16 protein-coding genes are annotated in these 12,705 nt (G+C 28.6%); 13 read left to right on the top strand and 3 right to left on the bottom strand.

Annotation, left to right across the window (positions count from 1 at the left end; translation table 11 throughout):
* Positions 1-577: 577 nt before the first annotated feature.
* The 4 genes from BN346_RS02920 to BN346_RS02905 all read left to right on the top strand — a co-directional run bounded on the left by BN346_RS02920 (position 578) and on the right by BN346_RS02905 (position 5,502).
* On the top strand, positions 578-1,705 hold the full coding sequence (locus BN346_RS02920) for a BMP family lipoprotein (protein WP_034439177.1): 1,128 nt from the start codon (positions 578-580) through the stop codon (positions 1,703-1,705).
* Between the two features lie 254 nt (positions 1,706-1,959).
* A complete protein-coding gene (locus BN346_RS02915; protein WP_034439175.1) occupies positions 1,960-3,495 on the top strand; it encodes an ABC transporter ATP-binding protein in 1,536 nt (511 codons plus the stop codon).
* Positions 3,495-4,580, top strand: coding sequence for an ABC transporter permease (locus BN346_RS02910; RefSeq protein ID WP_034439173.1), 1,086 nt, complete (start codon positions 3,495-3,497; stop codon positions 4,578-4,580). Before BN346_RS02915 ends, BN346_RS02910 begins: the two co-directional genes overlap by 1 nt.
* A complete protein-coding gene (locus BN346_RS02905) occupies positions 4,573-5,502 on the top strand; it encodes an ABC transporter permease (RefSeq protein WP_034439172.1) in 930 nt (309 codons plus the stop codon). The genes BN346_RS02910 and BN346_RS02905 overlap by 8 nt, the downstream gene beginning before the upstream one ends.
* A 23-nt stretch (positions 5,503-5,525) precedes the next feature.
* Here the strand turns inward: BN346_RS02905 and BN346_RS02900 are convergent, their stop codons facing one another.
* Positions 5,526-7,028 carry a recombinase family protein gene (locus BN346_RS02900; RefSeq protein ID WP_034439169.1) on the bottom strand — a complete coding sequence of 501 codons (1,503 nt, stop codon included), beginning with the start codon at positions 7,026-7,028 and terminating at the stop codon, positions 5,526-5,528.
* Positions 7,029-7,352: 324 nt separating this feature from the next.
* Positions 7,353-7,925, bottom strand: coding sequence for a helix-turn-helix domain-containing protein (locus BN346_RS20370; protein WP_051539938.1), 573 nt, complete (start codon positions 7,923-7,925; stop codon positions 7,353-7,355).
* 177 nt (positions 7,926-8,102) lie between these two features.
* Here BN346_RS20370 and BN346_RS21500 point away from each other — a divergent pair, with 177 nt between their 5' ends.
* Positions 8,103-8,279 carry a hypothetical protein gene (locus BN346_RS21500; RefSeq protein WP_158644440.1) on the top strand — a complete coding sequence of 59 codons (177 nt, stop codon included), beginning with the start codon at positions 8,103-8,105 and terminating at the stop codon, positions 8,277-8,279.
* Between the two features lie 122 nt (positions 8,280-8,401).
* A complete protein-coding gene (locus tag BN346_RS02890; RefSeq protein ID WP_034439167.1) occupies positions 8,402-8,863 on the top strand; it encodes a hypothetical protein in 462 nt (153 codons plus the stop codon).
* On the opposite strand, the gene BN346_RS02885 is transcribed toward BN346_RS02890, so the two are convergent.
* Complete coding sequence (locus tag BN346_RS02885) at positions 8,844-9,182, bottom strand: hypothetical protein (RefSeq protein ID WP_034439165.1); 339 nt, start codon at positions 9,180-9,182, stop codon at positions 8,844-8,846. The genes BN346_RS02890 and BN346_RS02885 overlap by 20 nt on opposite strands.
* 118 nt (positions 9,183-9,300) lie before the next feature.
* Between BN346_RS02885 and BN346_RS02880 the strand changes: the two genes are divergently transcribed.
* The 7 genes from BN346_RS02880 to BN346_RS02855 all read left to right on the top strand — a co-directional run.
* Complete coding sequence (locus BN346_RS02880) at positions 9,301-9,492, top strand: hypothetical protein (RefSeq protein WP_034439163.1); 192 nt, start codon at positions 9,301-9,303, stop codon at positions 9,490-9,492.
* Positions 9,493-9,537: 45 nt separating this feature from the next.
* Positions 9,538-9,702, top strand: a complete 165-nt coding sequence (locus BN346_RS21495; RefSeq protein ID WP_158644439.1) for a hypothetical protein — start codon at positions 9,538-9,540, stop codon at positions 9,700-9,702.
* Positions 9,689-9,895 (top strand): hypothetical protein, encoded by a 207-nt coding sequence (locus BN346_RS02875; protein WP_034439162.1) that lies wholly within the window; start codon positions 9,689-9,691, stop codon positions 9,893-9,895. The genes BN346_RS21495 and BN346_RS02875 overlap by 14 nt, the downstream gene beginning before the upstream one ends.
* A gap of 11 nt (positions 9,896-9,906) precedes the next feature.
* Positions 9,907-10,458, top strand: a complete 552-nt coding sequence (locus BN346_RS02870) for a sigma-70 family RNA polymerase sigma factor (RefSeq protein WP_034439160.1) — start codon at positions 9,907-9,909, stop codon at positions 10,456-10,458.
* Positions 10,459-10,860: 402 nt separating this feature from the next.
* Positions 10,861-11,667, top strand: coding sequence for a rolling circle replication-associated protein (locus BN346_RS02865; RefSeq protein ID WP_034439157.1), 807 nt, complete (start codon positions 10,861-10,863; stop codon positions 11,665-11,667).
* Positions 11,668-11,711: 44 nt separating this feature from the next.
* Positions 11,712-12,230 carry a Holliday junction resolvase RecU gene (locus tag BN346_RS02860; protein ID WP_034439155.1) on the top strand — a complete coding sequence of 173 codons (519 nt, stop codon included), beginning with the start codon at positions 11,712-11,714 and terminating at the stop codon, positions 12,228-12,230.
* Positions 12,230-12,705, top strand: a 476-nt coding sequence (locus BN346_RS02855; protein ID WP_034439154.1) for a ParA family protein, incomplete at its 3' end; no start/stop codon positions are given. The genes BN346_RS02860 and BN346_RS02855, both read left to right, overlap by 1 nt.

Below are 12,705 nucleotides of genomic sequence, written 5' to 3'. Positions count from 1 at the left end.
GAAAAAATTCAAATTGAATATTATAAAGTTATTTATAAAGAAAAAATAAACTATACAACTGGGAACAAAAACAATCCATCAGAGAAAAAATCATAAATGATAATTATAAATTTATTATAAAAAAATGTGAAATATTAAAAAAATAACTTTACATATTCATAAAAGTGATGCGATAATAAATTAAACGACAAATATATATATAATTCTAAAAAGTCATATAAAACAGAATTTTAAGTGTATTAAAAAGTACTTGTATAATTTAAAAAAATATAGTATATTACAAAAGGAGTTTTAGTGTACAACATACTAAATAAAAAAACAAAGAGTATATTATATTTTTGTCATATTATAAAAAAGTATGTTTAAAAATTTAATTGATAATAAAAAAACTTTACATATGTGCTATCTTTTTATTAATTTAAACTTTTAAACGAAAAACAGTTGAATAAATATATGATTTTTAATTATAATATTAAAGAGAATTATAAAAGAATTATATATATTGAAAATATGCAGAAAATTAGCATGTTTTCATATTCAGACATATAATTAAGTGTAATCTTAGGAGGTTAGTTTTATGAAAGTTAAAAGATTAGTAGCAATACTAACAGCAACTATGTTAAGTGCTTCAGTTTTAGTTGGTTGTGGCAATGCTGCAAACAATGGTGCAAACAATGGAGCAGATAAAAAAGAAGAAGCTAAAGGCGATAGCAATGAAAAAATAATGGTTGGATTAGCAACTGATGAAGGTGGATTAAATGATAAATCATTTAACCAATCAGCTGACGCTGGAGTAAAAAAAGCAGTTGAAGAGTTTGGTGTAGAATATAAACCAATAGAATCTCAAAAGAAAGAAGATTATGAGCCAAATCTACAAGCTTTAGTTGATGCTGGTTCACAATTAACATTCGGAATTGGATTCCAATTAAAAGAAGCAATGATTAATATTGCAAAAAACAATACTGATTCTAAATTTGCTATAATTGATGAAGTTATAGATAAAGAAGCAGATGGAGTAGATAACGTAATGTCTATTACATTCAAAGAAGAAGAAGGTTCTTTCTTAATGGGAGTAATAGCTGGTAAAATGACAAAAACAAATAAAATAGGATTTATAGGTGGAAAAGACCTACCTACAATAAATAAATTTGAATCAGGATTTGCTGCTGGTGTTAAAGCAGTTAACCCAGAAGCTGCAAAAGGATTAGAAAGTGCTGATGGAACAAAACCAGGATCAAACGTAAAATATGCTGATTCATTCTCAGATACAAACAAAGGATATGAAATAGCTAAATCATTATATGATTCAGGCTGTGATGTTATATATCATGCTGCTGGTGGAGTTGGAATTGGAATGTTCAAAGCTGCTAAAGAAATAAAAGATAAAGGAAATGCAGTATGGGCAATCGGAGTTGATATGGATCAATCATTATCAGTTCCAGAATATGCTGATGTAATCTTATCTTCAATGATAAAAAGAGTTGACCTTGGAACATACGAAGCTATAAAAGAATTAAAAGATGGAAGCTTCAAAGCTGAACATAAAGTTCTTGGCTTAAAAGAAGGCGGAGTTGGTATAGCTGAAACTACAAATAAAAACACTCCAGAAGATGTTATAAAAATAGTAAAAGAATATGAAGATAAAATAGTAAAAGGCGAAGTTAAAGTTCCAGAAGACAGAAAAGGTGTAATGGAATTTAAATAGTTTTAATATATAAGTTTAAAGAAGCTAGGTGTCTAGTTACATCTAGCTTCTTTTAATAAAAAAGTGGTTTTAAGAAAATCAAAATAATAAATCAAAATGTTAATTTTTTTTAGATTAATTGTGAGAAATTCTAAATAAATAGTAAATTGTATTTTGAATTATTATTTTTAATATTATAATTATGGTAGGCTTAAATAAGTATGAGATGTAAATTACTAATAAGTGGTAGGTTATTAGTATAAGGAGGAAACGGAATGAAAAAGGTAATAGAAATGAAAGGTATAACCAAAGTTTTCCCTGGAACTATTGCCAATGATAATGTGGATTTTGAACTTTTAAAAGGAGAAACTCACGTTTTACTTGGTGAGAATGGGGCAGGTAAGACTACCCTTATGAATATTTTATATGGGTTATACCAACCAGAAAAAGGTGAGATATATGTCAATGAAAATTTGGCAAAAATCACAAATCCTAATGATGCTATAAAATTAGGAATAGGAATGGTTCACCAACACTTTATGCTTGTAAACAACTTTACGGTAGCAGAAAATATAATACTTGGTATAGAACCTAAAAAAGGAATAAAACTTGACTTGAAAAAAGCGGTAAAAGATGTTGAGGCAATATCTGAAAAATATGGATTTAGTATAGATCCAAATGCAGTTATTGAAGATATTTCTGTAGGACAACAACAAAAAGTTGAAATATTAAAGGCCTTATATAGGGGAGCGGAAATATTAATATTAGATGAACCTACAGCAGTTTTAACACCGCAAGAAATAGAAGAACTTGCTAATATTATAGATAACTTGAAAAAAGAAGGAAAGTCTGTAATATTAATCACTCATAAATTAAAAGAAGTTATGAAAATGAGTGATAGAGTTACAATTATAAGAAGAGGTAAAGTAACTGGAACAGTTCAAACTAAGGAGACAAACATAGATGAACTAGCAGAACTAATGGTTGGAAGAAAAGTTAATCTAGTTGTAGAAAAGGATCCTTGTAAAATAGGAAAAAGAGTTTTACATGTAGAAAATTTATCAGCTATAGATCAAAGAAAAGTGGAAGTTATAAAAGATATAAACTTTGAAGTCTTTGGCGGAGAGATATTTGGTATTGCTGGTGTAGATGGAAATGGACAAACAGAATTATTAGAGGTTTTAACTGGACTTAGAAAGCCCAAAGAAGGAAAAATATCAGTAGATGAAAAAGATATATATGGAAAGACACCTAAAGAAATAATTAAAGCAGGTGTAGCTCATATCCCAGAGGATAGACATAAAAGAGGGTTAGTACTTAAGTACTCACTATTTGAAAACTCTATTCTTGGAATGCATAAAGAAAAACCATTCTGTAAAGGAATAGTTTTAAATTACAATAATATTAAAAAACATTGTGATAAACTAATTGAAGAGTTTGATGTTAGAACTCCAAATAATGCAGTTAATGCTTCAGCATTGTCAGGAGGAAATCAACAGAAACTAATTGCTGCGAGAGAGATATATAAAGATCCAGAATTATTAATTGCAGCTCAACCTACGAGAGGAATAGACGTTGGTGCTATTGAATATATACATAAGAGATTAGTTGGAGAAAGAGATAAAGGAAAAGCCGTTTTATTAGTATCATTAGAGTTGGATGAAATTTTAGCTTTATCAGATAGAATAGCAGTTATGTATGATGGAAAAATTGTTGACATCATAGATAGAAAAGATGCTGATGAGCAAAAATTAGGTATATTAATGGCTGGTGGAACATTAGATGAAAACAAGGAAGGAGTTGAAAAATAATGGCTGAACAGTCAAAAGGATTTAAAATAAATTGGAAAGCCGTAGCGTTTCCTTTTATAGCTATACTTCTTTCATTATTTATATCAGTGTTCTTTGTTATGTGGGCGAAAGGATACTCTATAACAAAGTATTTTACAGCTCTTACTGATTTAATAGGAACAGTATGGAAAGGTAGCTTTGGAAATGAAAAAAATATATTAAATACTATATCAGAAGTGACGCCACTTATATTCACAGGTGTAGCGAATGCTATAGCATTTAAAACAGGATTATTTAATATAGGGGTAAGTGGACAGTTCGTTGTAGGTATGTTAGCAGGTGGAATTGTTGGAACAATTCCAGGATTAAACCCAATAGTTCATGTAATATTAATGATAGTTTCAGGTATTATAGCAGGAACAATTTGGGGAGGAATACCTGGACTATTAAAAGCTAAATTTGGAACTAGTGAAGTTATAAATACTATAATGCTTAATTATATTTCATTATTCCTATCTAACTATGTAATACTTAAAACTGCATTTGGAGTTCCGGGAAAAGCAAGAACTCCTATAATTCAGGAAAGTGCAAAACTTATGAGATTTTCTAAAGGTTCTACAGCAAACATAGGAATTATATTTGCAGTTATAGTTGCAATATTTATTTTCTGGTTATTATGGAAAACTACTGTAGGATATGAAATCAGAGCAGTTGGAATAAATCCACATGCTGCAGAGTATGGTGGAATAAATGTTGCGAAAAATGCAGTTCTTGCAATGGTACTTTCAGGAGCTATAGCAGGTCTTGGTGGAGCATTACACGTTTCAGGTGTTACTTATATGGTACAAGACTTTATGGCAGTACCAGCTTACGGATTTGATGGTATAGCAGTTGCATTATTAGCTAAGAGCAATCCAGTTGGATGTATAGCTTCAGCAGTATTGTTTGGTGCATTAAATACAAGTGCAAGAGCACTTCAATTAAATGGAATACCTAAAGAAATAATATTTTTAATACAAGCGATAATAATTATATTTGTTGCAACAGACTACATTATGAAACATTTTGAAGAGAAAAAGAAAAAAGGAGCGATAATAAATGGATAGTTTTAACTTTATATCACTAATAACAGCTACGTTAAGAATAGCTACTCCTCTATTATTTGCTGCCCTTGGTGGAATGTTCTCAGAAAGATCAGGTGTAGTAAATATAGGTATGGAAGGTATGATGACAATGGGAGCCTTCTTTGCCGTATATGTAACTCATGTTACTGGAAGCCCAGTAATGGGTATATTTGGAGGTATGGTTGCAGGAGGTGTTCTTGCACTAATACATGCTTTCTTAAGTGTAAACTTAAAAGCAGATCAAGTTATATCAGGTACAGCGATAAACTTATTTTCAACAGCACTTGCAAGTTTCTTAATAACTAGATTGTTTGGAAAAGGTGGTCAAACAGATATAGTTAAAGGACTACCATTCCACGTTCCAGAGAGTGTTGCAAGTATACCAGTAATAGGACCATTTTTAAGCGGGATAAACTGGTTTGTTATATTAGCAATAGTGTTAGTATTTGTATCTTACTTTGTAATTTACAAAACACCATTTGGATTAAGAGTTAGATCTGTTGGAGAGCATCCAAAAGCAGCAGATACATTAGGAATAAATGTTTATAAAACTAGATATATATGTGTTATAATATCTGGAATGTTAGCGGGCCTTGGTGGAGCTGCATTATCATTAGGTATAACACCACTATATAAAGAAAACATGGTTGCAGGAAGAGGATTTATTGCATTAGCTGCACTTATATTTGGTAACTGGAAACCATTTGGAATACTTGGAGCATGTTTACTATTTGGATTTGGAGAAGCATTCCAAATCGTTGCTCAAGGATTTACATGGTCTTTACCAACTGAGTTCTATTCAGCAATACCATATATACTAACAATGTTAGCACTAGCTGGTTTTGTTGGAAAAACTCAAGGACCAGCAGCATCTGGTCAGCCATATGAAAAGAATAGTAGATAATAAAAAATGAGATATAAATAGGGCTAGAACTTAGGAACTAGCTCTATTTTTTTATTTATGCCATCAAGGTTTATTGATGCAACGAGCGATTTTACAAGTATTCTTTTATCTTGTATTGATTCACAATTATAAAAGGCGGTTTTAAAATTTTTAAGTTGTTGAAGATAAACAGTTCTATTATATTCGTCAACTTCATTTAAAAGATTCTTTCTTTCAGCATTTTGAATAGTTACTTCTAATTCAGTTACATCCTTTTTTAATTCTCTTATTTGTTCTAGGAAAATATCTTCTAAATCATCAGCAAGAGATATTTTAGTAACTAGTTTTTTTATTTGAGAATTCTTTTTTTCTAATTCCTTTTTAAGAAGAGTAGTATCAATATTACTATTATTAATACTTATAGTACTTGAAGTATAATTAGATAATTTGTAAATAACAGTTTCTTCAACATCCTGTATTCTTAAAAATTTATTTTTGCAATCATTACGCATGCTATCTTTATTTCCACAAACAAAATATTTATTTTTAGATCCAGTTTTTTGCTTAGTACGCATATAACCACCACAATATGCACACTTACATAGACCATTTAAAAAAGTAACTTCACCAGTTCCACGACGACCACTATTATTTTTACTTTTTAATATTGTTTGAATTTTAATATAGTCTTTTCCAGTTATAATGCCAGGGTGCTTTCCAATGGCAATAATCCAATCAGATTCATTTCTATACTCTACACCAATATCTTTAGTTTTATCCACTTTATTATAGCTAATAAGACCTAATCCATTAATATCACCATATAGAGTTATATTTTTAGAAGATAAATAACTTTTAATATCTTCATCAGATTTTACATACAGTAAATTTTCTAACATTCTTTTTATAGTAGTAGCTGGTTTATTTATAGAGTAAGTAGATTTAAGCCATTTACTAGTAGCAAATAAGCTTTCACATTCAAAATACTTATCAAACATAGATTTAACTATTGCAAATTCGCTTTCATTTTGAACTAAATATTTTTTACCATCAATAATATTTACAGAATATCCAAAAGGAACTCTACCACCAGTCCAACGACCAGCTTTAGCCATTTCATTCATATTTGTTGCAACTCTTAGAGAAATATTTTTTCGTTCCATTTCAGCTATAGATGCAAGCATAGTCATCATAAGTTTGCCAGCTGGAGTTGATGGGTCAAAACCCTCTGTAACAGAAATTAAATTAACATTTAAATCTTCTAGTTGTTTTTGTAGTTGTAAAAATTCAAGTGCATTTCTAGAAACTCTATCTAACTTCCAAAATACTAATGCATCATAAAATCCCTTTTTAGTTAATTTTAAAATCTTTTCAAATTCTGGACGGTGCATATTTCTACCACTATAATCATCATCAAAATACTCATCCACCACAGAAGCGTTAGGATAATATGTAGAGACATATCTATTACATATAAGAATTTGATTTTTAATGCTTTCACCAGTTTCTTTTTCTTCACTACGACGAGCATAAATTGCTATTCTCATAAAAATACTCCTTTCAAGACTAAAGAGCTATGCATTAACATAACTCTTTTAAAATAGTGATTGTTCAAATACTATAAATTTAATTAATAAGTTAGCATATTAATTAAGATTTAGTTTCATATAATTATATTCTTTTATTTTTCTTTCTTCTGAAATATTCTAGACAAATAACATCTTTCCTTTTACAGTCTATTAGATGTCTTATATATATAATTCCTCAGATGTAAAATAAGAGGAATTACACTTATCAGTAGTTATTGACATTTCATTAGTATATTTTTTTCCCATTATAAAATCCCCCATTTATCCATAGTTTCTTAATTTTTAAGCATGTTCTTTATCAGATTTACTATTTGGCTTAAAGTTTAAAATCTTATCTCTAGTGTCTAATTGTTCAGGTGTTTTACCATGAACTGTAATTAAATATTCTCTTTCAGCTTCAGCAACTCTTTCTTCAATACTTTTTTCATTATTAGATGTAATGTCATCATATTCACAAGCACAATCTTCATTGTTTAGTGTTTCTTTAAATCTGTTAATAAGATTATTGATAAACTCATCTCTAAATTCTTCAGATACTTCAAAATAACTTTTAACAACAGACTCAACTATATTTTTTTCTAAATCTGTAGCTTTCTTTTGTTTTAAATATTCATCAAGAGAAAAGGTATCTGGCTCAATGAACATTTGACCAATGCCGTCAAGAAGCCATTGCTCATTAATGTTAAATTCTTTACTAATTAGTTTTATTAGAGAGTTTTTTTGCTCAGGTTTCGCAAGTCTATTTAATTCTATATTTGATATAACAGATCTTGTTACACCTAAATGTTTAGCAAATTCACTTTGGGTTAGTTTATTATCAGTTCTAACCTTTTTTATTCTTTCATGCATTTCCATTTTATCACCTCCAGTCATAAGAAAATAATAACATTACAAAATGTGTTAGTCAACGCAAAAGAATAAAAATAAATTATAATTATGTATTGACTGATACTTAATATAGATATATAATGTATTCATCAACACAAAATATAAAATTTAATTTCACTAAAAATCAATAAAGGAAGTGAAGAAATGGAAATTATTTTAAAGAAAGAAGAAAAGTCCAGAATTGATAAAATAACTGATTTTGTATTATCTTTAGATGTTAAAGACCAAGAAACTTTTGAATTCTTTAAAAGAAGCTTTAATCTGGGATTTGAATTAGGTAAACAATTTGGAAACAAAAAAGAAGAAAATAAATTAAATTAGTATAAGTTAAAAATTTGTAAAAGCGAACACTTCTCGATAGGTCGGTGAAATCGTAATGATGGGAATAATAGCTTAAATAAATGGGTAGCAACCTTAGAAAAAGAAAGTGAGGAATTTAATAAATGATTAAAGAAGATGAAATTGTTGAAGTGTCAGAGATAACAGAGGATATTTTAAGGCACTTAGGATTTAGTGGATTAACAATTAGAGAAACATTAGAAGCTTTACAAAATTGTAAGGCACTTATTTTAAAACAAATGAGTATTGATAAAAACTTAGATAGTCCGTTTATAGAAACAAAAAGTAATAAATGTGAAGAATGTAAGGAATTGAATAAAGCTATTGAAATTATGAATGTGTTTAGATGGAGAGGTGTGGGAAATTATTTATCAGCGTTAGCGTATGACAGAAAAAATGAAACAATCTTGGTTGATGAAGAAAGTTTAATAAGAGTAATACAATTAGCTAATCCATGCCAAGAGTATAGAAAAGTAAGATTGATTACTAGAGAAGAACACAAAATTTTAAAAGGAAGTCACATGCTAGATGCGACTTCAATTGAACCTAAGGAATTAGAGAAGTAATAAATGTTGTTAAATCTTTAATTCCATTTTTAAAGCGATGTTGCATAAAAGCAATTGCATCATCTGTAATTGAAACATCAAGAACTAAATCATCACCGAAATGACACTCTATAAAATCATTGTGGTGTAAGTTTCGACATATATCTGAAACATCATCAACACTTAGATGTGAATAAAGATTTTTCTGAATATAATCAGAATTATCCATGAATCGTGCACGTGATTTAGACATATTATCTTTTAGATTTTTTAAGTATTGTTTATAAAGAATACAAAATAATTTTTTTGATTCTTTTGGGAGTGAGTCAAAAGTCGACATGTTTTAGAACCACCTTTCAAAAATATTTCAGCTCTGCCAAGCTGATAATTACATTATAGGTGGAAAAATGTAGAAAATCAAAACATTGTGAATTTGAATATAGAAAGTAGGGATTAGGATGGAAGAATTAACAGTATATGTTACGACTGAAAAAAGAGAAGAAGTAATAGATAAGTTAATACAATTTGTAATAGATGAATTTGAGGGAGTAGAAGTCACAGCAATATTTACTAGGAGATTATTTCAAGAGGCTATTAGTAGAGTAGAGGAACTAAGTTTAGAAACATCATTAAAAAGTTTAATTAAATAGTTTTTTAGCATAATGAAGCAATTAAAAAGGATGGGGGATTTGTAAATGTTATTAGAATGTAAAATTACAGGAGAGCAAAATGAAGAAAAGGCAGCAGAACTATTAAGAGAAGCTATAGAAACACTATTAAAAAATGGTGGTATTAAACTTGAAAATGTTCATGCAAGAGAAATGGCAAAGAATGAGGGGAAATGTTATGGAGAAAGATAAAGAACAAAGGGTTGCTCTTGAAAAAAATCAAGAGCAACTGAATAAAAAGAAAGAATACATTATAAAACATTTAAATGATTTGAAATCAGATTGTAAACAATTTGAGATGATAGAAACTTGTAATAAGGATGTAGAAATTTTAGAAATGACAATAGAAATATTAAAAAATGTAGATAAAAATCAATTTAAATAGGAGTTTAGAAAATGATTAATGTAGAAGAATATTTAGATTTAGTTTCATTTACCATAAATAAGTATTTTATAGTAATTGATAAATTTGATTATGAAGAAAAATTTCAAGTTGGATGTATGGGACTAATTAAAGCAACTGAGAAATATGATGAAAGTTTAGGATACAAGTTTTCATCATATGCAGCTCAATTTATAAGAAATTATATAAAAGACTATTTAACTACTGATAAATGGAGAATGGGAAGTAAAAAGGAAAGATTGAACAAGGTTGCAAAAATTCCATTATCCTTAGATATGCCAATTGCTAATATTGATGGAGCAAGTACACTGCTAGATATGATAAAAAGTAAAGAAACTGAAATAAATGAATTTGAATCATATATAGAAATTAAAGATATTTTAGATAAATCATTAAATGAAAAAGAAAAACAAGTTGTAATTTTAAATGTTTTAAGTGGATATCCTCAAAGCAAAGTAGCTAATATCATGGGATATTCTTCAACACATATAAGTAGGATAAAAAATAAAGCATTAAATAAGTTAAAAAATGAATTGATTGTATAAGAGGCATAAAGAAACATGAATACGTTTAAAAGTGTACAAGCATTAAATATATCTATGAAATGGAATTTACTTACAAAGCTAAAAGACCTTTAATTTTGTGCGGGAACACATTATTAAAGGTCTTAAAAAAACCAAAACGATATCTACAGTAACAACATTATATCATTTTGGTTTTAAAAGTACAATTGGAAATAAAAAACATAGTCCTTTTAGGGCTTGTATGGGGTATTAACATTACAACCATATAAACTAATATATTAGATTTTATATAAAAATATTACATTTTTATATAAAGAAAATATAGAAAATAAATATATGAGAATATACCCTATAGATTTTAAAAGAAAGATATGTACAAGTGGGATAAGAAATTGAGTTATGAGGGTAGGAGTTGAAACCAAAATGAGTAGAAGTTTTATGAGAGAGAAAAAAATATATTGTGGTAGTGAGTACATGGAGGTTGATATAATCCCTAGAACTCAAAACCAAGAAACATATGTAAAAGGGAAAAGGTCAAAGAAAGTAAGAGAAAGTTTACCAAAGCAAAAAGACTTGAATGATAAAAATTCAAAGAGGCGTTTAGTACAGATAGGTAATGCCAATTTTGGAATAGGTGATTATCATGTGTCTTTAACATATACAGATGCAAATAGACCTAAAACACCAGAAGAGGCAGAAATAATATTAATTAATCATATTAGACGAATAAAACGTAAGATGAAAAAAGAGGGACTAGGAGAGTTAAAATATATCGTTGTTACAGAATACTATTATTCAAAAAATGAAGAAGAGAATATAAAGATTCATCATCATTTAATTATGAATGGTGGACTAGATAGAAACACAGTAGAAGACTTATGGTGCAAAAGAAGAAAAAGGGGAGAAAAGAAAGGCGAAAGCTTAGGATATGTAAATGCTGATAGACTTCAACCTAATGAAAATGGCATAGAGGCTATGTGTAAATACATAGTGAAAAGACCACAGAACAAAAAAAGTTGGAGTGGTAGTCAAAACCTTATAAGACCTTGTTCAAGAACTAATGATAATAAATATTCTAAAAGAAAAGTAGAAAAATTAGCAAAAGACAATAGCAATAAAAAAGAATTTGAAAAGATTTATCCACAATATGAAATAACAAGTGTAGTTACAGAATATTACGAGGATACAGGGTGGCACATATACCTAAAAATGTGGAAAAGGAAAGAATGATATTTATAAAAACATATAAAAGAAATTAAAGAGGAGTGAATTTTATGAGAGTCAGTGAATGTAGAGAATATCAAAATACTGTAAACAATGCACAAGGGCATTTATTTGAAGCTTATATAACTGCTGGGTGTAATTATTATAAAAGAAAAGGACTAGCAGTTATAGAGAAAACTCCAGAACCATTTAGAGTTATGAAAAAAAGTAATAATGGAACTTTTATGGGGAGATTTACAGCTAATGCACAGCCAGACTTTAAAGGAACGTTAGCTGGTGGTCAAGCAATAGTATTCGAAGCCAAATACACAAGCACATTAAAAATGAGAAGAGCAGCATTAACAGATACACAAATGGAATGCCTAGAGGAACATGAAAGAATGGGTGCAAAAACAGGTGTATGTATTTGTATAAAAGATGTGTATGCATTTATACCATGGACTATTTGGAAAGATATGAAAAAGATTTATGGTAGACAGTATTTAACTGCACAAGATGTGGATAAGTACAAAATAAAAATAGGCGATTGTGCATTCTTTCTAGATTATGTAAAAGAAGGTGAAATGTAATGAAAGTTATATCAATTATTAATTTAAAAGGTGGAGTAGCAAAAACAATATCTACTGCAAATATTGGATATATTTTAGCAGCTATATATAACTATCGTGTATTACTAATAGATAATGACAAACAAGGAAATTTATCTAAGCTGTTTGATAGACATTCTTATAATCATAAAGGAATTGAAGAAATTATGACAATGAGAAAAGTAAACTTAGATAAAATAATACAAAAAACAAATTATTCTAATCTTGATATCATTACAGCAAATATGAATTTATTAAATGCAAATTTAAGGGTGCTAATGGATCAAGCAAGACCTCAGCAAACAAGGTTAGAAATAGCATTAGAACAAGTAAATCATAAATATGATTTTTGCATAATAGATAATGCACCAGATATAAATATATCTACTATAAATGCATTGGTTGCATCACATGATGTACTTATACCATTGAAAATTGATGATTTTGCATTTGATGG

This window comes from Clostridium ihumii AP5, from assembly GCF_000612845.1.
In the GTDB taxonomy this organism is placed as follows: domain Bacteria; phylum Bacillota; class Clostridia; order Clostridiales; family Clostridiaceae; genus Clostridium_J; species Clostridium_J ihumii.
Note: the sequence above shows the minus strand (reverse complement) of the source record. Positions and strands in the feature narration are given on the sequence as shown.